This window comes from Rhizobium sp. Rhizsp42 (assembly GCF_047304155.1).
In the GTDB taxonomy this organism is placed as follows: domain Bacteria; phylum Pseudomonadota; class Alphaproteobacteria; order Rhizobiales; family Rhizobiaceae; genus Rhizobium.
Window position 1 is genome coordinate 18,792 of sequence record NZ_JBGLYS010000028.1, and the last position, 25,013, is coordinate 43,804.

Sequence of the window (25,013 nt, forward strand, 5' to 3'; positions counted from 1 at the left end):
ACGAGATCGGCCCACTTCGTTGCCGGGCCTTCTGGATTTGGAGTTTGGACAAGATGACCGCTGCAAGCCGCCCGGATCTGAGCGATATCAACCTCGACGACTGGGTGGAGCGCAGGCTTCCCAGAGCATGGCGACCCTATACGCGTCTGGCGCGGCTGGATCGTCCCGTCGGGATATGGCTTACGCTTTTCCCGTGCTGGGCGGCGCTCATTCAGGCGTCGCACGGCTTTCCCGATATTCGGGAGCTGGTGATATTCTCTCTCGGCGCCTTGTTGATGAGAAGTGCCGGTTCCACCGTCAATGATATCGCCGATCGCAAGTTTGACGGCCATGTCGAGCGGACGCGCTTCCGGCCCCTGGCGAATGGCCAGATTGGCATCCTGCAGGCACTGAGCTTTCTCGCCGTTCAGCTTGCGTTAGCTGCGTCGCTGCTGTTCTTCCTTTCGCCCTACACACGGCTGGTCGCGATCTGTGTCGTTCCGCTGGTCTTCATCTATCCGCTCTGCAAGCGCTTCACGCACTGGCCACAGGCCGTTCTCGGCGCGGCGTTCAACTGGGGCATGCTGATGGCCTGGGCGGAGGTCGCCGGACACATCCCGCTTGGGGCCATCCTGATGTGGGGCGGGGCGATCGCATGGCAGATCGGCTACGACACGGTCTATGCCTATGTCGACGTCAAGGATGACACCCGGCTTGGGCTGAAATCGACGGCGATCCTGTTTGGCCGGCATGGCAAGGCGATCATTGGCCTCTTCTACGGCTTGGCCGTTGGCGAATGGGCGCTCGGCGGCTGGCTGCTCGGGATGCCGCTGCCTTATATGCTCGGAATTCTGGTGATTGCCGCCCATCTTGCGTGGCAGACCGGGCGGATCGACCTTGTTCGCCCAGAGGTGAACTATCGGCTGTTCCTGGCGAATATCCTGACGGGCTTGCTGCTGGCGGGCGCGGCAGTGCTGGGAACCCTGTAAACGAAAAGGGCGGGTCGTGAGACCCGCCCTTTGTCTTTTGGGGATTGGTTCGCTTACGCCGTGGCTTCGACGACGCGGACGGCCTTGGCGCGGTCGAGCGCGTCCTTGCGAACGGCGTCCTGGACCTTTTCGAAGGCGCGGACCTCGATCTGGCGCACGCGCTCGCGGCTGATGTCGAACTCGCTCGACAGATCTTCCAGCGTTACCGGATCTTCGGAGAGGCGGCGTGCCTCGAAGATGCGGCGTTCGCGGTCGTTCAGAACGCTCATCGCCTTGGCCAGCATACGCCGGCGGGTGTCGAGTTCGTCCTGCTCGATCAGCACGTCTTCCTGGCTGTCATGATCGTCGACGAGCCAATCCTGCCACTGGCCGCTGTCGCCTTCCGACGCCTTGATCGGCGCGTTGAGCGAGGCGTCGCCGGACAGGCGACGGTTCATCGAGATCACTTCTTCCTCGGAGACGCGCAGCTTGGTTGCGATCTCGGCCACGTGTTCCGGCTTCAGGTCACCTTCGTCGATGGCCTGGATACGGCCCTTCAGGCGACGCAGATTGAAGAACAGACGCTTCTGGTTGGCGGTGGTGCCCATCTTCACGAGCGACCAGGACCGCAGGATGTATTCCTGGATCGAGGCCTTGATCCACCACATGGCATAAGTTGCCAGCCGGAAACCGCGTTCCGGGTCGAACTTCTTGACGGCCTGCATCAGGCCGACATTGCCTTCGGACACGACTTCGCCGATCGGCAGGCCATAGCCGCGATAGCCCATGGCGATCTTGGCGACGAGACGCAGGTGGCTGGTGACGAGACGATGCGCAGCCTCGCGGTCGCCATGTTCGGAATACCGCTTTGCCAGCATGTATTCTTCCTGCGGCTCCAACATCGGGAACTTGCGGATTTCGTCGAGATAACGGTTGAGACCGGCTTCGCCGGCGGTAATGGACGGCAAACTGCTTCGGGCCATTCTTGCACCCTCCTATCTGAATTCCGATCCCCGCTTGGACGCGTCCCTGCGTCTTGAAGGCGAACCGGGAACGTGCGGCTTTGTCAAAGCCCGCACGAAGTCAGTGTAGAGATAAGTGTGGCGAAACCGTAGTTCAAGGCTCAAGCCCGGTTCACGATGCCGTTACAGCTCGGCATTGCGCAAGGCATCGACCAGCGCCACCATATCGTCGGGCAGGGGAACCTCGAAGCGCATGAGCTCGCCGCTGCGCGGGTGCTCGAACTGCAGCATGTAGGCATGCAGCGCCTGACGGCCGAAACCATTGACCGCCTTCTTGGCGGCCTCCGGCAGAAGATTGGCCTTGGTCTTGAAGCCTGCGCCATAGACGGTGTCGCCGAGCAGGGGGTGGCCGATATGGGCCATGTGGACGCGGATCTGGTGAGTGCGCCCGGTTTCCAGATGGCACTCGACGAGAGAGGCGAGCGACAGCGCATCCGGCGTCTCGTGGAAACGCTCGATCACTTCGTAATGGGTGATCGCCTCATCGGCATCGGCGGTGCCTGGGCGCTTGACGGCGCGGCGGGTGCGGTCGCCGGTATCGCGGCCGAGCGGTGCGTCGATGCTGCCGGTCAATGTGCGCGGGCGGCCCCAGACGACGGCCTGATAGGCGCGCTCGATCGGCATGGTGCGGCCGTGGTCGGCGAACTGGGCGGAGAGGTGGCGATGCGCGACGTCGTTCTTGGCGACGACCATGACGCCGGTCGTGTCCTTGTCGAGGCGGTGGACGATGCCCGGGCGGCGCACGCCGCCGATGCCCGACAGGCTGTCGCCGCAGTGATAGATCAGCGCGTTGACCAGCGTTCCCGTCCAGTTGCCGGCGGCGGGGTGAACGACCATGCCGGATGGCTTGGAGATGACGATGAGGTCGTCGTCTTCATAGAGAATGTCGAGCGGGATATTCTCGCCCTTCGGCGTGGGATCCTCGGGCTCGGGCAGGTTGATCTCGAAGACGTCGCCGGGGCGGACCTTCTTCTGCGGATCGGCGACGACTGCGCCCTTCGACGTGACCTGGCCTTCCTTGATCAGCACCTTGACGCGGCTGCGGGAGAATTCCTCGCCGAGCTGAGCCGTCATCCACGCATCAAGCCGGCCTTCGGCATGTTCATCCGCCGTCAGGACTTTCATATTGCCGGCTGCTTGTTTAAAGGGGTCGCTCAAGACGCTTCTTCTCCGAAGTATTTTATAGAATGGAACGCCATATATGACGAATGTCCAGCCAGAAGACGATCAGGAAGAAAAGCCCCTCGATCCGGCAATGGAAAATGTCCGACGCAAGATGATCCGCCTGCAGATCGTCTCGGGCTTCATCATGTTCGTGAGCCTTATGGCGGTCTTCGGCGCGGTTGTCTACAAGACGATGCGGGCGCCGGCCAAGGAGCCGGCCGCGATCACGTCCGCCGGGATTCCGTCGGATGCGCCGGTTTCCGTGACGGCAAACCTGCCTGCCGGCTTCGTGCTTCAGTCCTCTTCGCTCTCGGGTGGCCAGATCATGTTCTTTGGCAAGACCGCCGAGGGCGTGGCCAAGGCGCTGGTGTTCGACATCAAGGCCGGAAGCATCATCGCCGACGTGACCGTCAACGGCGGCTGAGAACCATGGCCCCTCGGCTGATTGCGATCGACAATGCCGACGACCCCGAGATCGCTGAGTTTCGCGACATTCGCGAACGCGATCTGACCGGGCGGCATAACCGGTTTATCGCCGAGGGCACCGTCGTGCTGCGCATGTTGGCCGAGGCCCACCGGGCGGGCGGCGATTTCGCGGCCGAGAAGGTGCTGTTGCTGCGCAACCGGGTCGAGGGCGTCGCCGATATTCTTGAGCGGCTGCCGGATGACGTTCCCGTCTATGTCGCGGAAGAGGATGTGCTCGACCGTATCGTTGGCTTCCATCTGCATCGCGGCGTGCTGGCACTGGGGCGACGACAGCCACAGGCTGGCGCACTGATCGACCGGTTGCCCGAGCGTTCGCTGGTGCTGGTCGGTTGCGGCATCTCAAATCACGACAATGCCGGCTCGATGTTTCGCAATGCGGCCGCCTTCGATGCCGATGCCATCTTCCTCGACGAGACCTCGTGCGATCCGCTCTATCGCAAGGCGATGCGCGTTTCGGTCGGATCGGTGTTGAGCGTTCCCTACCAGCGCGGCGGTGATGCGGTCGAGTTGCTCACGCAACTGGCCGAGCGGGATTTCGCGATCTGGACATTATCGCCGCGCGGCGAGGTCGATATCCGCTCCATTCCGGCCTCCGAGCGCATGGCGCTGGTCGTCGGCACGGAAGGCGAGGGGTTGCCGCAGGCGGTGCTGTCGCGCTTCCGTAGCGCCCGCATTCCGCAATCACCGGGGCTCGATAGCCTCAACGTCGCGACCGCGACTGGCATCGCGCTGTTTGCCATGTCTTCCACGGCCAAGCGTATCTGAGAACTTTTGGCGGCTCAGCCGGGCTGCGACAGGATCGTGGCGGCGCGCTGGGCGAGGTCGATGCGCTCGCCTTCCTTGGTCTCCGTCGTCTCAGGCAGCAGCTCGCGGATCGGCGAGGATTTGCCTTCGTTGATAGCGGTCAGGGCCACCATGTCGGCGGCGATGGTGGCGATCTCCTCGCGGATCGCGCCGTCGTTGGAGGTGTTCAGCCTGGCGGCGAGAATCTCTTCGGAGACGGCGGCGCTGCGGGCGCGCACTTCTTCGGCGAGGCGCGCTGCGACCGCGGCGGTGTCGAGTTCTGAGATCGGGGCTTCTTCCGGCACGGGCTTTTCCTGCGGCGGGATGAGAACGAGGGGAGCAAGGCCGGCCGAGCGAAGTGCGCGGTTTGCCTTGCGCATGTCGGCATTGGCGGCCTTCACCTGATCCTTGAGCTTGGTCAGGTCCTGCTGCCGGCGCGTCAGAAGCGCTTCCTTGTCGGCAAGAGCTGCCTTGTCACGCTCGGCGCGGTCTTCCAGGCGCAGAACCGCGTGTTCCTGCTGCGTCAGCTTCTGTTCGGCATCCTTGGCGCGCTTCTGCAGCAGGCCGACGTCCTGGCGAAGCTCGTCGCGCTCGGTGCGCAATCCGCTGTGCTTGAAATTGAGGTTCTCGAGCTCGGTCTCGCGCGCGGCCATGTCGATCTTCAGATTGTCGGTCTGCTCGACGATCTTGTTCAGGCGGATACGCAGCGCGTCGAGCTCGCCTTCCTTGGCGGCACTGGCCTGCTCTGCGATATGCAGGCTCGTCTTCAGCTGGCTGATGTAGTTTTCGTCCTTGCGCAGATGCGAGCGCAGCTCGGCGGCCTCGACGCTCATGTCGGCGATCTGGGCCTGAAGCGCGCTTATCTCGGAGGCGAAGTGGCCGGCGTCGCGGGCGATCTGGTCGTGCTTCAATTGCAGCGACATCGACTTTTCGCGTTCGCGAATCAGATCCTGCGTGGTGCGGGCGTTTTCGGCGGCATAAAGCGCGCGGACCATATCCTTTTGCGCACGCACTTCCTGGGGGCTGAGCGGCATCGTCGCGCGCATGCGGTTTTCCGTATACCAGACGATACGGCGATGGACGGCCGGCGATACGAGGAAAACCAGGAACGCCGCGGCCAGAAAGCCCAATCCGAACAAGAGCGCGTATTCGATCACGGCGAGGCCACTGCTTCCAGAAGTTGATTTGCGTCAGCCAATGATTAAGCGGCCAACGCCGTTAGGGCAAGTGGCGGATGGGTCACGGCGACACAGAGTTCGCCGTGACGGCATTATCAGAAGGGGTTCCAGGTCGGATTTGGGGTAATCTTGAGGTAGCCGACGTTGAGGCCGAGGCGGGCGCCGACGCCTGTGCGGATCGGCACGACGAGAACATTGTTGTTCTTGAGCAGCGTCATGCCGAAGCCGGCGATGACGAAGGCCTGGCCGCTGACGCCGCCGAAGCGGGCGTAGATCGCGTCGGTCGATGGCAGGTCGTAGACCAGCATCATGACGCGGGTGCCCTGGCCACCGTAGTCGATGCCGAGCGACGGACCCTGCCAGTAAAGCGGATGCTCGCCGGCGTTCTTGGTGTTCAGCTGGCCTTCGCCATAGGTCAGGCCGGCGATGAAGGCGCCGGAGCCTTCCTGGCCGAGAATGTAGCCATTCGGCAAGCCGTACTTCTGGAAGGCCGCCTCGACCGCCTTGGCAAGGCCGCCGCTGGTGGAGCCAAAGAAGGAGTGGCCGGCGTCGACGATTTCCTGAACCGAGTATTGGTCGTTTCTTGCCTGCTGGGCCGCGGCCTGGGTCGCGACGAGCATCAGGCACGAGATCGCGAGCATCGAGACCCGCCGGCAGTCGGCCAGGAATCTTCCTAGGATTGAGGGGCGCATGGTGTCATCCGTTCATCATGGTCGATACATGGTGCCGTTTCCGGCGTTTCTATCATTTTGCGCGGATGGTCTTAACAATCGGTTTACCAAATATGGTGTCATTATGGCGCCGAGTACGCTCGCAAACTTCGTGCAATGATGAAGCAATATGTGTGGCGGAATGAATCACCGCCCTCTTGGAGACAATGATGTCGAAGAATCCAAACCTTACCCTGACCGGCCCAGATCTGGCCGCGCTTCTCTGCAGCCGTGTTTGCCATGACGTCATCTCGCCCGTCGGCGCGATCAACAACGGCCTTGAACTGCTCGACGAGGGCGGCGCCGATGCAGACGCCATGGATCTTATCCGCACCAGCGCGCTGAACGCGTCGGTTCGTCTCAAATTCGCACGCCTTGCCTTCGGCGCTTCCGGCTCTGTCGGCGCTTCGATCGATACCGGCGAAGCAGAGCGCGCCGCCAAGGATTTCGCTGCCGCCGAGAAGAAGACCGAAGTGGTCTGGAACGGACCGCGCGCCATCATCGCGAAGAACCGCGTCAAGCTGCTACTGAACCTCTTCCTCGTCGCTTATTCCTCTATTCCGCGCGGTGGTCAGATCGATATCACGCTCGAGAACCCGGAATTCGACGCCAAGTTCACGCTCGTCGCCAAGGGCAAGCTGATGCGCCTGCCGCCGAAGTTCGTGGAGATCTCGACTGGTGAGATCGAAGAAGCGATCGACGCCCACACGATCCAGCCCTATTACGCAGTGCTGCTCGCGGAAGAGTGCGGCATGAAGCTTGGCCATAGCGCCAGCGCCGAAGAGATCGTCTTCACCGCCGAAGTCATTCCGGCCTGATCTAAAACAGTGCCGGGACAGATTCCCGGCACATTGCTTGTATCGAAGTAATACTTCCTTAGCCGAATGTTTCTATCCTTGCCCGTGAAGATGCCCGCCGGGACAGAAGCTGGGCAATGGAGCAGCGATGCAAAGGTTCATGATCACCGATTCGTCGGACGTCGTTCGTAAGGTCGGGAAGCGGATTCTCTCGGAACTCGACTTCATGGTCAGTGAAGCCTCCAGCGCCAGCGAAGCATTGTCCCATTGTCAGGTGGAGCTGCCCGATTACCTGATCGTCGATTCGTCCATGGATGGAGCGCTCGATCTGATCGTGGCGGTTCGCGCCATGGAAGGCGGCAAGGAGGTCAAGATCTACTATTGCGTGATCGAGGCCGACCTGAAGAAGCTGATGATGGGCAAGCGGGCAGGGGCCACGGACTTCCTGCTGAAGCCCTTCGACCGCAAGATCCTGACGGCGGTCTTCGGCAATCGCGCCATCGCCGCCTGATATTCCAATTCGATTCAATCGCAAAAGCCGCCTTCAGGGCGGCTTTTGTCGTTCCAGACGTGTTCACGACACAAAAAATCCCGCCGTGAAGGCGGGATCTTAAGGATGATCGGCGTAGGGACCGAAATCGGATATCAGGCTGTTTCGGCGTACTCGGCACCATCCGGCTCGCGCAGAACGTAGCCGCGGCCCCAGACGGTTTCGATGTAGTTTGCGCCGCCGGCAGCGTTTGCAAGCTTCTTGCGCAGCTTGCAGATGAAGACGTCGATGATCTTCAGTTCCGGCTCGTCCATACCGCCATAAAGGTGGTTCAGGAACATTTCCTTGGTGAGGGTCGTGCCCTTGCGGAGCGAAAGCAGCTCCAGCATCTGGTATTCCTTGCCCGTCAGGTGAACGCGCTGGCCACCGACTTCGACGGTCTTGGCGTCGAGGTTGACGATCAGTTCGCCGGTCATGATGACCGACTGGGCGTGACCCTTGGAACGACGGACGATCGCATGGATGCGAGCAACCAGTTCGTCCTTGTGGAAAGGCTTGGTCATGTAGTCGTCGGCGCCGAAGCCGAGACCGCGAACCTTGTCCTCGATGCCGGCCATGCCGGAGAGGATCAGGATCGGTGTTTTAACCTTGGACAGGCGGAGAGTGCGGAGCACTTCATATCCGGACATGTCTGGAAGGTTGAGATCAAGAAGGATGATATCATAATCATACAACTTGCCGAGATCGACGCCTTCTTCACCAAGATCGGTGGTGTAGACGTTGAAACTTTCTGACTTGAGCATCAGTTCGATGCTCTGCGCTGTCGCGCTGTCATCTTCGATGAGTAGTACCCGCATTCTTATCCCCTTTACCGCCGCCGAAAGGTGGTCTGGCCCCTACGCGATACAGATATGTCACTGCGTGATTTGGAAGCTGCCACGAAATGGTTAACAAATTCTGATTCACTCTGGCAAGAGGTAATCAATTTATTAAATATTTTGTCCATTCCGCTGTTTTCCAACGAGAATCCGCAAGGCCCTCTTCTCAACTGTTACATTAAGAAAGGCCGGCAAGCGATTCATTCGACTCACCAATGAAACGGACCGGAAATCGCGTAGTTGTGTTTACCGACCCTTAAATCATCGGCACTATCATTAACGATGCCCGTAAACGAAAGGTTACCAGCGGTAGGTTTTTGTTAACGCCGAGGGAAATTTTTTGGGCAAGTCGCATGACAGCGGCAGCTAATGGGCGGTTTCAAGTGAAGCCGGGGTCTCGCATCACTGGAGTAATGCGTATGAAGTCGCGTGAGAGCCTAGTTCGTCTGAAAGAGTTTCAGGTGAACGAAAAGCGTCGTCAGCTGCAGCAATTGCAGATGATGATGTCTGAATTTGACCGTATGACGAAGGATCTGGAGAGCCAGATCGTCGTCGAGGAAAAGAAGTCCGGCATTTCCGACCCGAATCACTTCGCCTATCCCACCTTCGCGAAGGCAGCACGCCAGCGCGCGGACAATCTTCAGGTTTCGATCAAGGAACTGAGGATGCAGGAAGAGGCCTTGGAGCAGACGCTCGAAGAGATGCAGGCGGAATATGCACGCGCTGCCGCGCTCGAAGAGCGCGACGGGGCGGTTCGGGCACGAGCCTAAGCCAAGATGATAGATGCCTTCGGGCATCTGGGGTGTCATCTCATAAAAGCCATGCATGACGGGCGTGCTGTCCGTCATACATGGCTTTTGGCGTTTCCTGCCCTCTAGGAAGTCAGTTTATGACGTCGCGCCATTCTTCATGGCGAAGCGCCTGCGCCTTGAAGAAAGGGCAGAGCGGAATGATCTTCCAGCCGCCGGTTCTGGCGGCTTCGACCGCATGCAGCGCCAGCGCCTGGCCGACGCCCTTGCCGCGCAGCGCATCCGGAACACCGGTATGATCTATGATGATGAGCGTCGGCGTTGTGCGGGAATAGGTCATTTCGGCCTGGTGGCCTTCGAGCTCGGCGACGTAGCGGCCGCCCGATGGGTGTTCTTCGTTGGTGATCTTCATCGAGCTGCCTTCCTTTCGATTGCGCTAAAGCAAACGTGCCATGGCGCCGGCGCAAAGCAAAGGCCGCTCACGGTGACGGATTGTTCGATGAAAGGGGAGGTGGCTGACAGGATTGTCGAGCCTTGCTCGCGCAGCCGCTGTCCGAGTGGTCTTTGTGGACGGTGGCCGCGCTTCAGAGCGTCGGTTCAGTCCGGCAATGAAATAAACGCCGGAAAGCAGCAAAAGCTTCGGGCCGGCTTCACATCCTGCGATGTGCGGTCGGCCCGAACTGAAATGCAATCAACTTCAATAATTAATCAATGGCGATACTGCTGGATGCGCGTGGTGCGCAGGCCGGCAAGACCATGGCTGTTGATGGATGACTGCCAGGAGAGAAACTCCTCGACGGTCAGGGTATAGCGTTCGCAAGCTTCTTCCAAGCTCAACAGGCCACCGCGCACAGCTGCGACAACCTCTGCCTTACGGCGAATTACCCAGCGCCGAGTATTCGGCGGCGGCAAATCCGCAATCGTCAGCGGGCTGCCATCGGGGCCGATGACATATTTCACTCGGGGACGTATCATTTCGGTCATTGGACTCTCTACACAACTCAAGACCACGAGAGCCACTCTAGCTTGTCACATTTAAAAATTGCCTAAACGCGTCGTAACACTTTGATAATAAATTTAACCGCGTCGCATCACGGCGCTATTCGGTGTCCCACGCGCGGGCTTTCCTTGCGTAAATTTGCCATCAGTGCATGGGAGCCATGCACAATGAATATTAGTTGTCTGGTCCTCGGCAAACTATAAGCCTCCCCAGGGGCAGATAGAATGTTGCGTGTCGTCGCGATTGTTTGTTCTGCGTGCGTTGGGAATAGAATGTCAGGCCTCGCATAACGTCGAAGTGACCGTTTTTTCTTTTCCTATACTTTGATTGTTGCTGCCAGAAGAGCGTTTTCAGGCAAGTTTAGCCTTTGAAGGACGAAATCGATGCGGAATGAGGAACGTGCCGTTCAAGACGGCGCGGTGAATATTGCTTTTTTATCGCCTGAGAAATCCAGTCGATCGCCAGCCGATCCCCCGGCCGATTCCAAGGAACGCCTCGCGCGTCTGGCGAAAGCGGCGGGTTTCAACCACTATTTGTTCGCGGGCTTTCCCCATGGCGACAATGGCGGCTTTGCGGGAAACCACATTTTCAGCAACTGGCCTGGCAGTCTCGTTGCCGCCTATGACGAAGATGACCTGTTTCACAATAGTGCGCTTGTTTCGGAGCTCCGAAAATCGAGCCTGCCGGTATCGTTTGGTGTCAGCGCATTCGAAAGCAGCGTGACGAACCCGAAGAACGAGCGGATTACCGGTCTGTTTCGCGAGCTCGGATTTCGCCGGACATTTGCCTTCGTCCTGCATGACGCCGATCGCCAGCCCTATATTTTCGCGTTTTCGGGCGCGCGGGCGGATCTTTCGCGCGAAGAGGCGATGGCGCATGTGTTCAGCGCCATGGAATTCCTCGACGTCTATGCGCGCCTGCAGGTGACCGAGCAGCCGCTGGAGAATTTGAGCAGCCGCGAGATCGAATGCCTGCGCTGGTCGGCGGCGGGCAAGAGCAGCGACGAGATCGCCATCATACTCGAGCTCTCGCCGCACACCGTGGTCGGATATCTGAAAAGTGCGATGCGCAAGCTCGATTCCGTCAATCGGATGCAGGCGGTTGCCCGGGCCTTCCGTTACCGCCTGCTTTAACATCCTTAGAGCATGACGGCGCAGAGTTCGGTCTTCGCCGGTCCAAATTCATATTGCGCAGTGCCGGTGTGAAGCAATGCGAGCCAGTCGCCCTGGTTCAGCCAGGCGATCGTCGTTGCGTTCTGCCGGGTTGGTGATGTCGAGGCGGGTCCGCCTGCGCTGGCGATTACTGTCGCGCCGTTGACCTCGATCGCCACATCGTGGCCTGATGAGGTGAGGGTGCTCAGAGAGAGCGACAGCAGATAGAAGCCGTCGGCCGGGACGATCAGCCGCCCGCCGGTACCTGATGGTACGGCGGCGCCAAGTTCGAAGCCGCCTTGTTCTGCATGGAGATCCGTAAAGCCGGTGCGGCTTGCCGATGGTGGAGACGCTGTGCCGGCAGCGGGCGATGTCCGCACGATCGGCCGAGACGGCATGCGCACGACGCCGTCAGGCGCCACGACGAGCGCTGTCGACCAATCACTGCCATCGCCGCTGACCTTGATCGAAAAGGCATCGCTTCCCGCGAGCCCCATCTCGGCGCGGCCCGACCAGTTCGTCTGAAAGAGCAACGTGCCTGTTTGAGACAGATCGGCCTTGTTGATCTTCAACTGATGGCCTTGCCCTGCATGGCTGAAGAGGCTTGCTTCGGAGGCGACCGCCAGCCGGTTGATCGCGTCGGCCGTTGTGTTGATGCCGATCATCGGGAGCGCGCCATCCGCGTCGAGCGAGATGACCTTCCAGTTCCCACCGTCGAAAGCGCGTAGCTGACGGGTATCGAGAAAGAAAGCGCGCCAGCCGGAGTTTGGCGAGAGATAGGCCCATGCACCATCCTGCCAGACGGAGATGAGCCCCTGCCGGCCGAGCCATGCGCCCTCGGGATCGGCGCCGACGAGGTAGCGGTCGCCTTCAACAGGTGTTTCGGGTGGTCCCGGGCGTTCGGCGAGGATCGTCAGCTGGACCACGGTGTCGAGGCGTTGCAGCGCTTCGTTGTGCGGCACGTGTTTCTGCGCCTGGGAGGGGAGAATGTAGGGCAAGGCGAGGTTGTTGGTCTGGTCCGACACGATTTAGCTCCCGTGTTCGCGGCAGGTTTCACTGCCGCAAATCGTAGGGGCGTGTCGGGAAACGGGGACAGCGCGCGGGGTCGGGCGCTGATTTCAAACGGATATTGGCGAAAGATATCCCCGCGCTCAAAGCCGGGGCGCGTTGCCCCAGGAGATGAAATCCGGATTCGCAAAGTCCGCGTCGTGGGCCTGCCGGGTCTTGCCGTAGGTGAGGGGGCGGCCGTCGAGGGTCACGGTGCAGCCGCCTGCCGCGCGCAGGATGGCATCGCCGGCCGCTGTGTCCCACTCCATCGTTCGGGTAAAGCGCGGATAGACGTCCGCTTCTCCCTCCGCGAGAAGACAGAACTTCAATGACGAGCCGATATTCTTGCACTCCGAGATGGCCTGCTCGGCCAGGAAGCGCGCCGTCTGCGGGCTGTCGTGCGAACGACTGGCGAGTGCGGTGCGTTCGGCCTTGGCGAGGCGAACATTGATCGGCAGCCGCTTTTCCACGCGGAAGTCCGGGCCGATATGAAGCTTCTCGGCCGTTCCGTTCTCGCCGAGAAAGGCGACGCCCAGGGCCGGTGCGAAGACGATGCCGGCAGCTGGGTGACCATCGACGATGAAGGCGATGTTGACGGTGAATTCCGGCCGCTTGTCGACGAATTCGCGCGTGCCATCCAGCGGATCGACCAGGAAGAACGACGAGCCGACCGCCGGCACGATGCCGGCCGCGACCGATTCTTCGGCGATGACGGGAATATCGGGAAAATCGCGATAGAGATGAGCCAGAATGATCCGCTCGGCCTGCTCGTCGGCGATCGTGACAGGGCTGTTGTCAGCCTTGCTGGCCGCAGTGCAGCCGGCGCGGTACACATCCATGATCGCTTTGCCAGCCTCAAGGGCGGCGCGTTCAAATGTCTCGAGCATCGCGGGTCGGTTCGATCCCTTCTCCATCATGCTTCTCATATAGTCGTTTTCACGCTTCATTGCACGGCTCGTCCGCCGTCGCAAAAGGACGCAGGTGTGCTTTGACGATTTTCCATCCATCGGCGAAGGCTAAAGAACCCAGGTAAAAGTGAATTTGCGGTGAAAAGTGGCGTCAGAGGCCGGATTGTGTTGAAAAAATCAACTTTCTGAACGACAAAAAGTCATTTTCACCAAAACGGCAAAGAACTTTGGAGCTTTGAAATTTTGCGCTTCCCTTTTGCTTTGAAAGCAGTATGAAATCTTTAATCAAGGGCTCAACAAGGGCTCTAATAACAAGAGACGCAGGCTTTTCACGGTTCTGTGTCCAGGGGAAAGACATATGGAATATTTTGTCCAGCAGCTCATCAATGGGCTGACTCTTGGATCCATCTATGGCCTTGTGGCTATCGGCTATACGATGGTTTACGGCATCATCGGCATGATCAACTTCGCCCACGGCGATATTTTCATGATCGGTGGCTTCGCCGCCCTTATCGTCTTTCTCGTCCTCACATCGATTTTTGCTGGTTTGCCGGTCGCGGTTCTGCTGCTGCTGATGCTGCTTATCGCGATGCTGATGACGAGTTTGTGGAATTGGACGATCGAGCGCGTCGCTTATCGCCCGCTGCGCGGTTCGTTCCGTCTGGCACCGCTGATCACAGCGATCGGCATGTCGATCACGCTGTCGAACTTCATCCAGGTGACGCAGGGTCCGCGCAACAAGCCGATCCCGCCGCTGATCAGCAGCGTTTACAATATCGGTGGCGTCACCATCTCGCTGAAGCAGATCGTGATCATCATCATCACGGCCGTGCTGCTCACCGTCTTCTGGTACCTCGTCAATCATACGGCGCTTGGCCGCGCGCAGCGCGCCACCGAGCAGGACCGCAAGATGGCGGCGCTGCTGGGCGTCAACGTCGACAAGACGATCTCGGTGACCTTCATCATGGGCGCCGCACTCGCTGCCGTCGCCGGCACGATGTACCTGATGTACTACGGCGTGGTGAACTTCAACGACGGCTTCGTGCCTGGCGTGAAGGCGTTCACGGCGGCCGTTCTCGGCGGTATCGGTTCGCTTCCGGGCGCCGTTCTCGGTGGTCTGATGATCGGCCTGATCGAAAGCCTGTGGTCGGCCTACTTCACCATCGCCTACAAGGATGTGGCGACCTTCGCCATCCTCGCTTTCGTGCTGATCTTCAAGCCGACAGGTATCCTGGGCCGGCCGGAAGTCGAGAAGGTTTAACGTCATGGCAAATGTTGAAAACGCCCCTGGCAAGCCCGCATCCGGACTTGTCCAGAAGGGTATTAAAGAAGCTATCTTCGCAGCCGTTATCTCCTTCGGCATGTTCGTTCTCTATGTCGGTCTCGGCACGCAGCAGAACATCAGCAACGAACTCGTCGTGGTTCAGCGCTGGGGCCTGCTCGCGATCTTCGTCGCCATCGCGGCGGTCGGCCGGTTTGCGATCGTGGTCTTCCTGCGTCCGCATCTCGATGCCCGCAAGCTTGCCAAGGCGCGCAGCGGCGAGCTCGACATCTCCGACAAGAAGGGCTTCTTCCACGCCCACTTCCTGAAGATCGCGCTTCTGGCGCTGGTGCTCTATCCCGTCGTCATCGTGGCGCTGGTCGGTGCGCAGGGCTCGCTGAAGTGGGTCGACAACTTCGGTATCCAGATCCTGATCTACGTGATGCTGGCCTGGGGCCTGAACATCGTCGTCGGTCTCGCCGGTCTGCTCGACCTTGGTTACGTCGCCTTCTACGCGGTCGGCGCCTATTCCTACGCGCTGCTCTCCAGCTATTTCGGCCTGTCCTTCTGGGTTCTTCTGCCGCTGTCGGGCATTCTCGCCGGTCTCTGGGGCATCATCCTCGGCTTCCCGGTGCTGCGTCTGCGCGGTGACTACCTAGCGATCGTGACGCTGGCCTTCGGCGAAATCATCCGCCTCGTCATCATCAACTGGACGGATCTGACCAAGGGCACGTTCGGTATCGCCAGCATTCCGAAGGCAACGCTGTTCGGCATCCCCTTCGATGCCAGCCCGCACGGCTTTGCCAAGCTGTTCCACCTGCCGATCTCGTCGGCCTACTACAAGATCTTCCTCTTCTATCTGATCCTGGCGCTGTGCCTGCTGACGGCCTACGTGACGATTCGCCTGCGCCGCATGCCGATCGGCCGTGCGTGGGAAGCGCTTCGCGAAGACGAAATCGCCTGCCGTTCGCTCGGCATCAACACGGTGACGACCAAGCTCACGGCTTTCGCCACGGGTGCGATGTTCGGCGGCTTCGCCGGCTCCTTCTTCGCCGCTCGCCAGGGCTTCGTATCGCCTGAATCCTTCGTGTTCTTGGAATCTGCGGTCATCCTCGCCATCGTCGTTCTCGGCGGCATGGGTTCGCTGACCGGCATCGCGATTGCGGCGATCGTCATGATCGGCGGTACCGAGGCGCTGCGCGAAATGGAGTTCCTGAAGCTCATCTTCGGACCCGACTTCACGCCGGAACTCTACCGCATGCTGCTATTTGGTCTGGCGATGGTCGTCGTCATGCTGATCAAGCCGCGCGGCTTCGTTGGATCGCGTGAACCGACGGCCTTCCTCAAGGAACGGAAATCGGTATCGGGAAGCTTCACCAAGGAGGGCCACGGCTGATGAGCCCTCAGGAAACCAACATGTCCAGCGATACCCTGCTCAAGGTCGAGCACCTGTCGATGAAGTTCGGCGGTCTGATGGCCATCAACGACTTCTCGTTCGAGGCCAAGCGCGGCGAGATCACCGCGCTGATCGGCCCGAACGGCGCCGGCAAGACCACCGTGTTCAATTGCATCACCGGTTTCTACAAGCCGACCATGGGCATGATCACCATGCGCCACAAGGACGGCAGAGAACACCTGCTCGAGCGTCTGCCGGACTTTCGCATCACCCGCGAAGCCAAGGTCGCCCGCACGTTCCAGAACATCCGCCTGTTCTCCGGCCTGACGGTTCTCGAAAACCTTCTGGTCGCGCAGCACAACAAGCTGATGCTGGCATCGGGCTACACCATTCTCGGCCTGCTCGGGATCGGTCGCTACAGCGCGGAAGCGAAGAACGCGATCGAGCTTGCCCGCTACTGGCTGGAGAAGGCCGATCTGATCGATCGCGCCGACGATCCCGCCGGCGACCTGCCATATGGCGCTCAGCGTCGTCTGGAAATCGCGCGCGCCATGTGCACGGGGCCGGAACTGCTCTGCCTGGACGAGCCGGCCGCCGGTCTCAACCCGAAGGAATCGCTGACGCTGAACACGCTTCTTCGCGGTATCCGCGATGAGGGCACGTCGCTGCTCCTGATCGAGCATGACATGTCCGTGGTCATGGAAATTTCCGACCACGTCGTCGTGCTCGAATACGGCCAGAAGATTTCCGATGGCACGCCAGACCATGTGAAGAACGATCCGAAGGTCATCGCGGCCTATCTCGGTGTCGAAGACGAGGAAGTGGAACAGGTGATCGCAGACGTCGAAAACCTCGAAGGAGGTACGCACTGATGACCGGTCAGCCACTTCTCAAGGTCGAGGGTGTTGAAACCTATTACGGCAACATTCGCGCGCTCGCCGGCATCGATGTCCACGTCAACCAGGGCGAAATCGTCAGCCTGATCGGCGCCAACGGCGCCGGCAAGTCGACGCTGATGATGACGATCTGCGGCAGCCCGCAGGCGCGTGCCGGCAAGGTCATCTTCGAAGGCCGCGACATCACCAAGATGCCCACCCACGAAATCGCCCGCCTGCGCATTGCGCAGTCGCCTGAGGGACGCCGCATTTTCCCGCGCATGAGCGTGATGGAAAACCTGCAAATGGGCGCCGGCCTCGATAACCTGAAATACTTCAAGGAAGACGTCGAGAAGATCTTCGCGATGTTCCCGCGTCTCAAGGAGCGCCAGACGCAGCGCGGCGGCACGCTTTCGGGCGGCGAGCAGCAGATGCTGTCGATCGGCCGCGCGCTGATGGCCCGCCCGAAGCTTCTGCTTCTCGACGAGCCGTCGCTCGGCCTCGCGCCGCTGATCGTCAAGGGCATCTTTGAGGCGATCAAGAAGCTGAACAAGGATGAGGGGCTCACCGTGTTCCTCGTCGAGCAGAACGCATTCGCGGCGCTGAAGCTGTCCGACCGGGCCTATGTCATGGTCAACGGCAAGGTGACGATGTCTGGCTCCGGCCAGGAACTGCTCGCCAATCCTGAAGTTCGCGCCGCCTATCTCGAAGGCGGACGGCATTGAGCATGACGAAGGGGAGACTTTGATATGCAGGGACTTTTCTTTGAAGGCGATACCGGCGTTCGCAGCGTCATCCGCCTGATCGTCGTGTTGATCGGCTTCTGGACCGCGTGGCGTTCCGGCAAGGCTGCGGCTGACGGCTGGAGCGACTATCCTATCGTCATCGGCTACAGCGTGCTTCTCGCGGCCGCGATGCAGTTCCTGCATCATGCGCTGTTCGACGGACCTGTGCTGAGCGTGTTCTATTACGCCATCGACTTCGTCCTTCTCCTGATCTTCGCGACGGCGGGATACCGCTATCGCCGGACCAATCAGATGGTCAATAATTACTACTGGCTCTACGAAAAGACGTCGCCCTTCTCCTGGAAGGCAAAACATTGACAGCCGGTTGAATCTAGGGACAAATTACCTCTCCGAGTGGAACAGGTTTCCCGGCGCAGTAAAGTGGGTGATGCGCTGGGTAATGGAACGGAACCCGCTAAAAAACTGGGAGTAACATAATGAAGAAGTCTCTTCTGTCGGCAGTGGCTCTGACGGCGATGGTCGCCTTCAGCAGCAACGCTTGGGCCGACATCACGGTTGCCGTTGCTGGTCCGCTGACCGGCCCGAACGCTGCGTTCGGCGCACAGCTCCAGAAGGGTGCCGAGCAGGCAGCTGCCGACATCAACGCTGCTGGCGGCATCAACGGCGAGCAGATCAAGATCGTGCTCGGCGACGACGTGTCCGACCCGAAGCAGGGTATCTCGGTTGCCAACAAGTTCGCAGCTGACGGCGTCAAGTTCGTCATCGGCCACTTCAACTCGGGCGTTTCGATCCCGGCTTCCGAAGTTTACGCCGAAAACGGCATCCTCGAAATCACGCCGGCTGCGACCAACCCGCAGTTCACCGAGCGTGGTCTGTGGAACACGTTCCGTACCTGCGGTCGCGACGACCAGCAGGGGGGCATCGCCGGCAAGTATCTGGCCGACCACTTCAAGGACGCCAAGATCGCTGTCGTTCACGACAAGACACCTTACGGCCAGGGCCTCGCTGACGAAACCAAGAAGGCCATGAATGCCGCTGGTCTCACCGAAGTCATGTACGAAGGCATCAACGTCGGCGACAAGGACTTCTCGGCTCTCATCGCCAAGATGAAGGAAGCCGGCGTTTCGATCATCTATTGGGGTGGTCTCCACACCGAAGCTGGTCTGATCATCCGTCAGGCTGCCGACCAGGGCCTGAAGGCAACGCTCGTATCGGGTGACGGTATCGTTTCGAACGAACTGGCATCGATCGCTGGTGACGCAGTCGCCGGCACGCTGAACACCTTCGGCCCGGACGCAACGCTGAACCCCGACAACAAGGCACTCGTCGAGAAGTTCAAGGCTGCCGGCTTCAATCCGGAAGCTTACACGCTGTACTCCTACGCCGCGATGCAGACGATCGCTGAAGCTGCCAAGGCAGCTGCTTCGACCGACGCTGAAGCCGTTGCCGCAGCGATGAAGGCCAAGGGTCCGTTCAAGACCGTTCTCGGCGAAATCTCGTTCGACGAAAAGGGCGACCCGAAGATCCCAGGCTACGTCATGTACGAATGGAAGAAGGGCCCGGACGGCAAGTTCTCCTACTTCCCGCAGGACGCGAAGTAAGAACTTTCGTTCTCACCTTGGAAGCCCGGTCTTGCACCGGGCTTCTTTCGTTTTGGGCACCCGTTCCAACCGCCTGGTGCAGGACGGCTCTAACGTTCTGCGTTGACCGTCTTTCGGCCGCTTGGTTTGCCTGTTGGTCTGACCTCGAGGCCGAAGAGCAGGCGCGCGGGGCCGGGGATGAAGTCCACCATGATGGCGAAGAGGCTCGACAGCAAGAAGGTTGCGGCCGCGATGATGATAAAGCTCGGCACGGCGGGCAAGCCGAGCGGCAGCACATAATAGAGCGCGCCGACGATCACCGTCTGATGGATGATGTAGAGCGGGAAGACGAGCCGGTTGACCGTGACCAGCCGCGCGTCTGGCTGGTTGAAATGACGGGCGGCGAAGCCGATCAGGGTCAGGATCATCGACCAGGCGAGCAGGAAGATCGCGGCCTTGAAGAGCGGGGTTTCATCGGCATAGCTGCCTATTGCCTGTTCGGCAGGGGCAAGCCAGGCTAAGGCGTAGAGGAAGACCGTCACGGCCAGCGCGATTGCCGCGCTCAGATAGCGCTTGGCGATGATCGGCTCGATCAGGCTGCGATGATTGCGGGCAACTAGGAAGCCGAGGCCGAACCAGCTTGCCCAGACCGCGAACCACGCGCCGTCATTGTAGAGCGCATTGGTTTCCTTGGGATAGAACGGCGAGAGAGTAAGGTTCAGCACCAGCGGCAGCAGGAAGAAGAGATAGATGGCGCCCGACTTCGCGACACGCTCGAACCAGGCCATGATCGCGTTGCCCGGTCGGCTGACATAAAGAAAGATCGGATAGCAGATCACCGACATCACAAGCAGATAGGCGACGAACCACATGTGCGCCCAGGTGAAATTGCCGGTCGGATAGCGGCCCTCGGTGAAATAGCGCGTCAGCCAGAATGTCAGCAGCGAGCCGTCATAGCCGGTCTCGTACATGCGCTCGTACCAGACCTGCGGCACGACGAGGACTGCCATGGCGAAGAGCAGGGGGACGAGCAGGCGGATGGTGCGCTTGCGCAGGAAGGCGAGGCTGGAATCCGAACGGAATGAGAAGGCGGCGCCCATGCCGGAGACGAAGAACAGCAGCGCCAGCCGCCAGGCGCGCGGGAATTCCATGATCAGCGAGAGCGCAGGGCTGGTGCGATCGCTATGGATCAGCCAGCCCATGTCGGTGAAGAAGGCCGCCGAGGAGTGATAGAGGATCAGGATCGCGAAGGCGGAAATCCGCAGCCGATCCACATAATAGAGCCTGTCCTTCATGACCTGCCGGATATCATCTTGATGCCATGCCCGGCTTGCGGGCGTTGCGTCCAAGGATATCCATGTGTGCTTTCTAAAGTGTGAGCGTCTTTTTTACTGTCAGGGCTCGCTTACGTCTCATGCAACACATGAGCCGCCTTGACCGCGGCCGAGGCGCGGTTTTCGACGCCGAGTTTGACGTAGATCTGCTCGAGGTGCTTGTTCACCGTGCGGGCGGAGAGGCCGAGAATTTCGCCGATGTCGCGATTGGCCTTGCCCTTGGCGATCCAGAGCAGCACCTCGGATTCGCGGTGGGTGAGCGCGAAGCGCTGGCGCAGTACCTGGTCGTCGGCGCGCTGGCTGGCGGTGAGGCGGAAGAGATATTCGTCGGGGCCGATGGTGCCAAGAAAGGCGAGCTGCAGCACGTCCTGGCCGCCATGGGCGACGGCGATGGTGGAGGCAGTGCGGTCCTTCATCCAGGCAGCGATGGTCGATATCACCGTGTCCATGCCGTCGTCGCTGCCCATGGCGGCGTTTACGAGACGGGTGGCCTGGGGCGTCGACCAATGGATGTTGCCGTCGCCCTTGACCGCCAGCAGATGGCGGCCGGCGGCGTCGAGGGCCACGCGGGCGCTTTGCGCAGAGCGGGCGTTTTTCAGGTGGACGCCGATGCGGGCGCGCAGTTCATCGATGTTGATCGGCTTGGTGAGATAATCGACGCCGCCGGAGCCTAGCGCGTGGACGACGTGCTCGGTCTCGGTCAGTCCGGTCATGAAGATGACGGGGATCTGGCTGATCGCCGGGTTGGCCTTCAGCCGCCGGCAGGTCTCGAAGCCGTCCATGGTGGGCATCACCGCGTCGAGCAGGATCAGGTCCGGCGTGATGCGCTCGACGATGTTGAGTGCTGCCGAGCCCGAGGTGGCGATCAGCACGGAGAAGCCGGATTGCTCCAGCGCGTCGGTAAGAAAACCGAGCGCTTCCGGCGAGTCGTCGACCAAGAGAACGATGTCGCGCGGGAGTTCAGCCAATGTGTTCCACCTTTTCGTCGAAGCGGTGCAGGAAGGCCATGAAGCCGTTCAGGTCGAAGGCGGCGACATAGGATCGAAGTTCTTCGGTAAATGGCTGATTTGCCTCCACCTTGGCAAGGTCGGCGAGCTTGGCCTCGATGCCCCTGATATAGCCGATCTCGCCGAGGCGCAGCAGTTCCTGCACATGCGCGTCGCCGGGGCTTTGCAGGACTTGCTCGGTCTTCTTGAGTGCCGCCGGAGCCGCTTCGGCGTAGAGCCATTTGAGGCCGAGGTGCAGGGCGAGCTTGTCGCGCAGGCGACGGATATCGACCGGCTTGCCGATCGCGTCATTGTGGCTGTCGTCGCTGTCGCCATGGGCAGCGGCGTCGCCGATATTGGCCGAGAGCATGACGATCGGCGCGGTCTGGCCGGCTTCGCGCAGGCGCGAGACGAGCTGCCAGCCGTTCATGCCCGGCATCAGGATGTCGACGAGGAAGAGATCGGGCTGGATGCCTTCGATCAGCGTCAGGCAATCGGTGCCGCTTGCCGCCGTCAGCACCACGAAGTCGAGCGGCACGAGGATCTCGCGCATCATCTCGCGGTGGTCCTCGTTGTCGTCGACGACGACGATGGTGCGGCGCGGGCCGTCATAGCTGACGATCTTCTTTTCCTGTGGCGGCGCCGCCATCTCGCGCAGCACGGCTGAGAGCATCAGGCGCACGCGGAAAGTCGAGCCCTTGTCCTTTTCGCTGGTCACCGAAATTTCGCCGCCGAGCGTGTTGGTCAGAAGCTGGGTGATCGTCAGGCCAAGGCCGAGGCCGGGCATGGGGCGGATGCTGTCGGCTTCGCCGCGCTGGAAGGGCTCGTAGATGCGGCTCAGGTCCTTCTCGGCGATGCCGCGTCCGGTGTCCGTCACGGTGAAGGTAGCCACCTGGCTGCGATAAGCGACGTCGAAAGTGACTGTGCCTTCGTCGGTGAATTTGATGGCATTGGACAAGAGATTGACGAGGATCTGGCGCAGGCGCTTCTCGTCGGTGCGCACGAACTGCGGCAGGGCGGGGGCGCGCTGGTGGTTGAAGGTCAGGCCCTTGGCGAGCGCCTGCGGGCGGAACATGTCGACGATCTGGTCGAGGAAATCCTGGATGTTGATCTCGTTGGAATAGACCTGCAGGCGGCCCGCCTCGATCTTGGAGATATCCAGCAGGCCGTCGATCAGGCCCGAGAGGTGTTCGGCCGAGCGGCGGATGACCTTGATCGACGACTGGCGCGGCGTCGGGATGGTCTCGTCGCGCTCGAGGATCTGGGCGTAACCGAGCACGGCATTGAGCGGCGTGCGCAATTCGTGGCTGAGGCCGACGACATAGCGGCTCTTGGCGCGGTTGGCGGCCTCGGCGGTTTCTTTTGCGGCCTGCAGGGCGGCGTCGGTCTTCTTGTGGGCGGCGATTTCTTTAAGCAGAAGCGTGTTCTGGCGCGAGGATTCCTCCTCGGCGACGACACGGCTGTCATGGGCCAGCACGTAGAACCAGCAGACGACGCCGGCGATGACGGCGAAGACGAAGAAGACGATGAGGATCGTGCCGTTGACGACCTCGGCGGTCTCCGGCGAGGCGGAGGAGACCTGGTGGGCGATCATCGCAAGGATAGCGCCGACTGATGTCAGCGCCAGAATGACGGCGATGCCGTAACGGCCGAGCCGGGTGGTGAGCTTCTGGACGATGGTTTCGGGCAGCACCGCCCTCGCCACGTAACCGACCTGCGCGTTCAGATGCGCGTTGGGCTTGCACATGTCATGGCAGCGGCTGTCGAGCGAGCAGCAGAGCGAGCAGATCGGTGCTGCATAGGCGGGACACCAGGCCATGTCCTCGGGCTCGAACGGGTGTTCGCAGACGGAACAGGTGATGTTGGTCAGGTTCTTCCAGCTCTGGCGCGGCTTGCGGGCGAGGTAGAACTTGCCCTTCGTCGCCCAGACGATCGCGGGCGAGGCGATGAGGGCGACGATGAGGGTGATGTATGGGGCGAGCGACGCCGCGATCGTGCCGAAGGCGCCGAAATGGGCGATGAGCGCGATGGTCGCCGACAGCGTCATCGCGCCGAGGCCGACCGGGTTGATGTCGTAGAGATGGGCGCGTTTGAACTCGATGCCTGGAGGGGCGAGACCGAGCGGCTTGTTGATGAAGAGATCGGCCGAGATCGTGCAGAGCCAGGCCATGGCGATGATCGAGAAGATGCCGAGTGTTTCCTCGAGCAGCCGGTAGATGCCGAGTTCCATCAGCAGCAGCGCGATCGCCACGTTGAACACCAGCCAGATGACGCGGCCGGGGTGGCTGTGGGTCAAACGGGAGAAGAAGTTCGACCAGGCGAGCGATCCGGCATAGGCGTTCATCACGTTGATCTTCAGCTGCGAGACCATGACGAAGGCGGCCATCAGCAGCAGCGCGGCGTTGTGCCAGGGGATCATGTAGCCGAAGGCGGTCAGATACATCTGCGCGGGATCGGCGGCGCGGTCGGCGGGTACGCCGGAGGCGAAGGTGAGCACGACGAGGAAGGAGCCGGCCAAAAGCTTCGGCGCGCCGATGATGACCCAGCCGGGACCGGCGAGGAAGACGGCGAGGCGGTGGCGCCACTTAGTCTGCTTTTCCGGGGGCAAGAAGCGCAGGAAGTCGGCCTGTTCGCCGATCTGCGACATCAGTGCCAGGATGACGGCCGAGGCGGCGCCGAACTCGACAAGGTCGAAGGGAGCGATGGTGCCGGGCGGGCCCGAGGCATGGCGGATGCCTGAGAAGGCGCGCCAGAGATCGAACTTCTCCCAGTCCATCACCGCGATGAAGAGGAAGGGCAGGATGTTGAGGACGATCCAGAAGGGCTGCGTCAGAAGCTGGAAGCGGCTGATCAGCCGGACGCCATGGGTGACGAGCGGGATGACCATGACGGCGCTGATGATGTAGCCGATCCAGAGCGGGATGCCCAAGGTCAGCTCCAGCGCGCCGGACATGATCGAGGCCTCGATCGCAAACAGCATGAAGGTGAAGCTGGCATAGATCAGCGAGGTGATGGTCGAGCCGATATAGCCGAAGCTGGCGCCACGGGTCAGAAGGTCGATGTCGACGCCGTGGCGGATGGCGTAGCGGCTGATCGGCAGGCCGATGGCGAGCATGGCGATCGAGGCGACGATGATCGCATAGAAGGCGTTGGTGGTGCCGTAGGAGAGCGTGATGGCGCCGCCGATCGCCTCCAGCGCCAGGAAGGAGATAGCGCCGATCGCCGTTTGCGAGATGCGCTGCGAGGAGAACTGCCGGGCGCTCTTGGCGGTGAAGCGCAGCGCATAGTCTTCCAGCGTCTGGTTGGCGACCCAGCGATTGTATTCGCGCCTGACCGGAATAATGCGTTGCCGCGCTGCCATGCCCGTAATCGGCCCCTTCGTTCCCCTTGTCATGCGTTCGTAACATGGAACAGTGCGGGGCTTAAGAGTGCGGTGCAACGCAAAACTGCACATTTCGCCCCGTCACCTACGTCATTTCGCGTATACGCTTTCGCAGTGCAGCACCGGATAGTCCCTTAAGCAAC

The 25,013-nt window shown here is 60.8% G+C and carries 25 protein-coding genes; 13 read left to right on the plus strand and 12 right to left on the minus strand.

Going from position 1 to position 25,013, the window contains the following annotated elements:
- Positions 1 to 53: 53 nt before the first annotated feature.
- On the plus strand, positions 54 to 968 hold the full coding sequence (ubiA, locus tag ACCD05_RS22895) for a 4-hydroxybenzoate octaprenyltransferase (protein ID WP_413395543.1): 915 nt from the start codon (positions 54 to 56) through the stop codon (positions 966 to 968).
- Between the two features lie 53 nt (positions 969 to 1,021).
- On the opposite strand, the gene rpoH is transcribed toward ubiA, so the two are convergent.
- Together rpoH and ACCD05_RS22905 are read right to left on the minus strand one after the other, a co-directional pair.
- Complete coding sequence (rpoH, locus tag ACCD05_RS22900; RefSeq protein ID WP_018897070.1) at positions 1,022 to 1,930, minus strand: RNA polymerase sigma factor RpoH; 909 nt, start codon at positions 1,928 to 1,930, stop codon at positions 1,022 to 1,024.
- 162 nt (positions 1,931 to 2,092) lie between these two features.
- Positions 2,093 to 3,127, minus strand: a complete 1,035-nt coding sequence (locus ACCD05_RS22905; RefSeq protein ID WP_413395546.1) for an RluA family pseudouridine synthase — start codon at positions 3,125 to 3,127, stop codon at positions 2,093 to 2,095.
- 43 nt (positions 3,128 to 3,170) lie between these two features.
- Here ACCD05_RS22905 and ACCD05_RS22910 point away from each other — a divergent pair, with 43 nt between their 5' ends.
- Together ACCD05_RS22910 and ACCD05_RS22915 are read left to right on the plus strand one after the other, a co-directional pair.
- Complete coding sequence (locus ACCD05_RS22910; RefSeq protein WP_111564122.1) at positions 3,171 to 3,557, plus strand: hypothetical protein; 387 nt, start codon at positions 3,171 to 3,173, stop codon at positions 3,555 to 3,557.
- A gap of 5 nt (positions 3,558 to 3,562) precedes the next feature.
- Complete coding sequence (locus tag ACCD05_RS22915) at positions 3,563 to 4,384, plus strand: TrmH family RNA methyltransferase (RefSeq protein WP_413395548.1); 822 nt, start codon at positions 3,563 to 3,565, stop codon at positions 4,382 to 4,384.
- Between the two features lie 14 nt (positions 4,385 to 4,398).
- Here the strand turns inward: ACCD05_RS22915 and ACCD05_RS22920 are convergent, their stop codons facing one another.
- Together ACCD05_RS22920 and ACCD05_RS22925 are read right to left on the minus strand one after the other, a co-directional pair.
- Positions 4,399 to 5,559 (minus strand): hypothetical protein, encoded by a 1,161-nt coding sequence (locus tag ACCD05_RS22920; protein ID WP_413395550.1) that lies wholly within the window; start codon positions 5,557 to 5,559, stop codon positions 4,399 to 4,401.
- A gap of 116 nt (positions 5,560 to 5,675) precedes the next feature.
- Positions 5,676 to 6,272 carry an EipA family protein gene (locus tag ACCD05_RS22925; RefSeq protein WP_112980413.1) on the minus strand — a complete coding sequence of 199 codons (597 nt, stop codon included), beginning with the start codon at positions 6,270 to 6,272 and terminating at the stop codon, positions 5,676 to 5,678.
- A 185-nt stretch (positions 6,273 to 6,457) separates the two neighbouring features.
- Here ACCD05_RS22925 and chpT point away from each other — a divergent pair, with 185 nt between their 5' ends.
- Together chpT and ACCD05_RS22935 are read left to right on the plus strand one after the other, a co-directional pair.
- Positions 6,458 to 7,108, plus strand: a complete 651-nt coding sequence (gene chpT / locus ACCD05_RS22930) for a histidine phosphotransferase ChpT (protein ID WP_026282744.1) — start codon at positions 6,458 to 6,460, stop codon at positions 7,106 to 7,108.
- Between the two features lie 127 nt (positions 7,109 to 7,235).
- Positions 7,236 to 7,598 carry a response regulator gene (locus ACCD05_RS22935; protein WP_018897077.1) on the plus strand — a complete coding sequence of 121 codons (363 nt, stop codon included), beginning with the start codon at positions 7,236 to 7,238 and terminating at the stop codon, positions 7,596 to 7,598.
- Between the two features lie 134 nt (positions 7,599 to 7,732).
- On the opposite strand, the gene ctrA is transcribed toward ACCD05_RS22935, so the two are convergent.
- Positions 7,733 to 8,434, minus strand: a complete 702-nt coding sequence (gene ctrA / locus ACCD05_RS22940; RefSeq protein ID WP_003542362.1) for a response regulator transcription factor CtrA — start codon at positions 8,432 to 8,434, stop codon at positions 7,733 to 7,735.
- Positions 8,435 to 8,874: 440 nt separating this feature from the next.
- Here ctrA and ACCD05_RS22945 point away from each other — a divergent pair, with 440 nt between their 5' ends.
- The gene (locus tag ACCD05_RS22945) at positions 8,875 to 9,225 is read left to right on the plus strand and encodes a hypothetical protein (RefSeq protein ID WP_018897078.1); all 351 of its coding nucleotides are present in this window, start codon (positions 8,875 to 8,877) and stop codon (positions 9,223 to 9,225) included.
- A 112-nt stretch (positions 9,226 to 9,337) separates the two neighbouring features.
- Here ACCD05_RS22945 and ACCD05_RS22950 read toward each other — a convergent pair whose 3' ends face one another.
- Both ACCD05_RS22950 and ACCD05_RS22955 read right to left on the minus strand, forming a co-directional pair.
- Positions 9,338 to 9,616: a GNAT family N-acetyltransferase gene (locus ACCD05_RS22950; RefSeq protein WP_413395559.1), complete on the minus strand. Its 279-nt coding sequence runs from the start codon at positions 9,614 to 9,616 to the stop codon at positions 9,338 to 9,340.
- 296 nt (positions 9,617 to 9,912) lie between these two features.
- Entirely contained in the window at positions 9,913 to 10,188 is a 276-nt protein-coding gene (locus tag ACCD05_RS22955; protein ID WP_007533628.1) for a DUF1153 domain-containing protein, read from the minus strand.
- A 399-nt stretch (positions 10,189 to 10,587) separates the two neighbouring features.
- Between ACCD05_RS22955 and ACCD05_RS22960 the strand changes: the two genes are divergently transcribed.
- Positions 10,588 to 11,337 carry a helix-turn-helix transcriptional regulator gene (locus ACCD05_RS22960; RefSeq protein ID WP_413395563.1) on the plus strand — a complete coding sequence of 250 codons (750 nt, stop codon included), beginning with the start codon at positions 10,588 to 10,590 and terminating at the stop codon, positions 11,335 to 11,337.
- A gap of 5 nt (positions 11,338 to 11,342) precedes the next feature.
- On the opposite strand, the gene ACCD05_RS22965 is transcribed toward ACCD05_RS22960, so the two are convergent.
- Positions 11,343 to 12,380: a DUF2793 domain-containing protein gene (locus ACCD05_RS22965; protein WP_413395565.1), complete on the minus strand. Its 1,038-nt coding sequence runs from the start codon at positions 12,378 to 12,380 to the stop codon at positions 11,343 to 11,345.
- A 126-nt stretch (positions 12,381 to 12,506) separates the two neighbouring features.
- Entirely contained in the window at positions 12,507 to 13,289 is a 783-nt protein-coding gene (cysQ, locus tag ACCD05_RS22970) for a 3'(2'),5'-bisphosphate nucleotidase CysQ (protein ID WP_413395644.1), read from the minus strand.
- 379 nt (positions 13,290 to 13,668) lie between these two features.
- Here cysQ and ACCD05_RS22975 point away from each other — a divergent pair, with 379 nt between their 5' ends.
- From ACCD05_RS22975 to ACCD05_RS23000, 6 genes are all read left to right on the plus strand, one after another.
- Positions 13,669 to 14,571, plus strand: a complete 903-nt coding sequence (locus ACCD05_RS22975) for a branched-chain amino acid ABC transporter permease (protein ID WP_413395567.1) — start codon at positions 13,669 to 13,671, stop codon at positions 14,569 to 14,571.
- Positions 14,572 to 14,575: 4 nt separating this feature from the next.
- Positions 14,576 to 15,967, plus strand: a complete 1,392-nt coding sequence (gene livM / locus ACCD05_RS22980) for a high-affinity branched-chain amino acid ABC transporter permease LivM (protein WP_113008328.1) — start codon at positions 14,576 to 14,578, stop codon at positions 15,965 to 15,967.
- Positions 15,967 to 16,839, plus strand: coding sequence for an ABC transporter ATP-binding protein (locus tag ACCD05_RS22985; RefSeq protein ID WP_026282746.1), 873 nt, complete (start codon positions 15,967 to 15,969; stop codon positions 16,837 to 16,839). Before livM ends, ACCD05_RS22985 begins: the two co-directional genes overlap by 1 nt.
- Positions 16,839 to 17,567, plus strand: a complete 729-nt coding sequence (locus tag ACCD05_RS22990; protein ID WP_018897087.1) for an ABC transporter ATP-binding protein — start codon at positions 16,839 to 16,841, stop codon at positions 17,565 to 17,567. Before ACCD05_RS22985 ends, ACCD05_RS22990 begins: the two co-directional genes overlap by 1 nt.
- Positions 17,568 to 17,591: 24 nt before the next feature.
- Positions 17,592 to 17,945: a DUF6867 family protein gene (locus ACCD05_RS22995; RefSeq protein WP_018897088.1), complete on the plus strand. Its 354-nt coding sequence runs from the start codon at positions 17,592 to 17,594 to the stop codon at positions 17,943 to 17,945.
- A gap of 119 nt (positions 17,946 to 18,064) precedes the next feature.
- On the plus strand, positions 18,065 to 19,189 hold the full coding sequence (locus ACCD05_RS23000) for a branched-chain amino acid ABC transporter substrate-binding protein (protein ID WP_047514557.1): 1,125 nt from the start codon (positions 18,065 to 18,067) through the stop codon (positions 19,187 to 19,189).
- A gap of 89 nt (positions 19,190 to 19,278) precedes the next feature.
- Here the strand turns inward: ACCD05_RS23000 and ACCD05_RS23005 are convergent, their stop codons facing one another.
- From ACCD05_RS23005 to ACCD05_RS23015, 3 genes are all read right to left on the minus strand, one after another.
- The gene (locus ACCD05_RS23005) at positions 19,279 to 20,463 is read right to left on the minus strand and encodes an acyltransferase family protein (protein ID WP_413395570.1); all 1,185 of its coding nucleotides are present in this window, start codon (positions 20,461 to 20,463) and stop codon (positions 19,279 to 19,281) included.
- Between the two features lie 110 nt (positions 20,464 to 20,573).
- Entirely contained in the window at positions 20,574 to 21,470 is an 897-nt protein-coding gene (locus ACCD05_RS23010) for a response regulator (RefSeq protein ID WP_413395572.1), read from the minus strand.
- Positions 21,463 to 24,849, minus strand: a complete 3,387-nt coding sequence (locus tag ACCD05_RS23015) for an ATP-binding protein (protein ID WP_413395574.1) — start codon at positions 24,847 to 24,849, stop codon at positions 21,463 to 21,465. Before ACCD05_RS23015 ends, ACCD05_RS23010 begins: the two co-directional genes overlap by 8 nt.
- Between the last annotated feature and the right edge of the window lie 164 nt (positions 24,850 to 25,013).

What these genes read in the sequence shown, in the direction of transcription:
- ACCD05_RS22975 (WP_413395567.1), top strand. Translation starts at nt 13,669, where the DNA reads ATGGAATATTTTGTCCAGCAGCTCATCAATGGGCTGACTCTTGGATCC.
- ACCD05_RS22995 (WP_018897088.1), top strand. Translation starts at nt 17,592, where the DNA reads ATGCAGGGACTTTTCTTTGAAGGCGATACCGGCGTTCGCAGCGTCATC.
- ACCD05_RS23015 (WP_413395574.1), bottom strand. Translation starts at nt 24,849, where the DNA reads ATGGCAGCGCGGCAACGCATTATTCCGGTCAGGCGCGAATACAATCGC.
- ACCD05_RS22915 (WP_413395548.1), top strand. Translation starts at nt 3,563, where the DNA reads ATGGCCCCTCGGCTGATTGCGATCGACAATGCCGACGACCCCGAGATC.
- ACCD05_RS22985 (WP_026282746.1), top strand. Translation starts at nt 15,967, where the DNA reads ATGAGCCCTCAGGAAACCAACATGTCCAGCGATACCCTGCTCAAGGTC.
- ACCD05_RS23000 (WP_047514557.1), top strand. Translation starts at nt 18,065, where the DNA reads ATGAAGAAGTCTCTTCTGTCGGCAGTGGCTCTGACGGCGATGGTCGCC.
- ctrA (WP_003542362.1), bottom strand. Translation starts at nt 8,434, where the DNA reads ATGCGGGTACTACTCATCGAAGATGACAGCGCGACAGCGCAGAGCATC.
- ACCD05_RS22935 (WP_018897077.1), top strand. Translation starts at nt 7,236, where the DNA reads ATGCAAAGGTTCATGATCACCGATTCGTCGGACGTCGTTCGTAAGGTC.
- ACCD05_RS22955 (WP_007533628.1), bottom strand. Translation starts at nt 10,188, where the DNA reads ATGACCGAAATGATACGTCCCCGAGTGAAATATGTCATCGGCCCCGAT.
- chpT (WP_026282744.1), top strand. Translation starts at nt 6,458, where the DNA reads ATGATGTCGAAGAATCCAAACCTTACCCTGACCGGCCCAGATCTGGCC.
- ACCD05_RS22990 (WP_018897087.1), top strand. Translation starts at nt 16,839, where the DNA reads ATGACCGGTCAGCCACTTCTCAAGGTCGAGGGTGTTGAAACCTATTAC.
- rpoH (WP_018897070.1), bottom strand. Translation starts at nt 1,930, where the DNA reads ATGGCCCGAAGCAGTTTGCCGTCCATTACCGCCGGCGAAGCCGGTCTC.
- ACCD05_RS22960 (WP_413395563.1), top strand. Translation starts at nt 10,588, where the DNA reads ATGCGGAATGAGGAACGTGCCGTTCAAGACGGCGCGGTGAATATTGCT.
- ACCD05_RS22910 (WP_111564122.1), top strand. Translation starts at nt 3,171, where the DNA reads ATGACGAATGTCCAGCCAGAAGACGATCAGGAAGAAAAGCCCCTCGAT.
- ubiA (WP_413395543.1), top strand. Translation starts at nt 54, where the DNA reads ATGACCGCTGCAAGCCGCCCGGATCTGAGCGATATCAACCTCGACGAC.
- ACCD05_RS22925 (WP_112980413.1), bottom strand. Translation starts at nt 6,272, where the DNA reads ATGCGCCCCTCAATCCTAGGAAGATTCCTGGCCGACTGCCGGCGGGTC.
- livM (WP_113008328.1), top strand. Translation starts at nt 14,576, where the DNA reads ATGGCAAATGTTGAAAACGCCCCTGGCAAGCCCGCATCCGGACTTGTC.
- cysQ (WP_413395644.1), bottom strand. Translation starts at nt 13,289, where the DNA reads ATGCTCGAGACATTTGAACGCGCCGCCCTTGAGGCTGGCAAAGCGATC.
- ACCD05_RS22950 (WP_413395559.1), bottom strand. Translation starts at nt 9,616, where the DNA reads ATGAAGATCACCAACGAAGAACACCCATCGGGCGGCCGCTACGTCGCC.
- ACCD05_RS22945 (WP_018897078.1), top strand. Translation starts at nt 8,875, where the DNA reads ATGAAGTCGCGTGAGAGCCTAGTTCGTCTGAAAGAGTTTCAGGTGAAC.
- ACCD05_RS23005 (WP_413395570.1), bottom strand. Translation starts at nt 20,463, where the DNA reads ATGAAGGACAGGCTCTATTATGTGGATCGGCTGCGGATTTCCGCCTTC.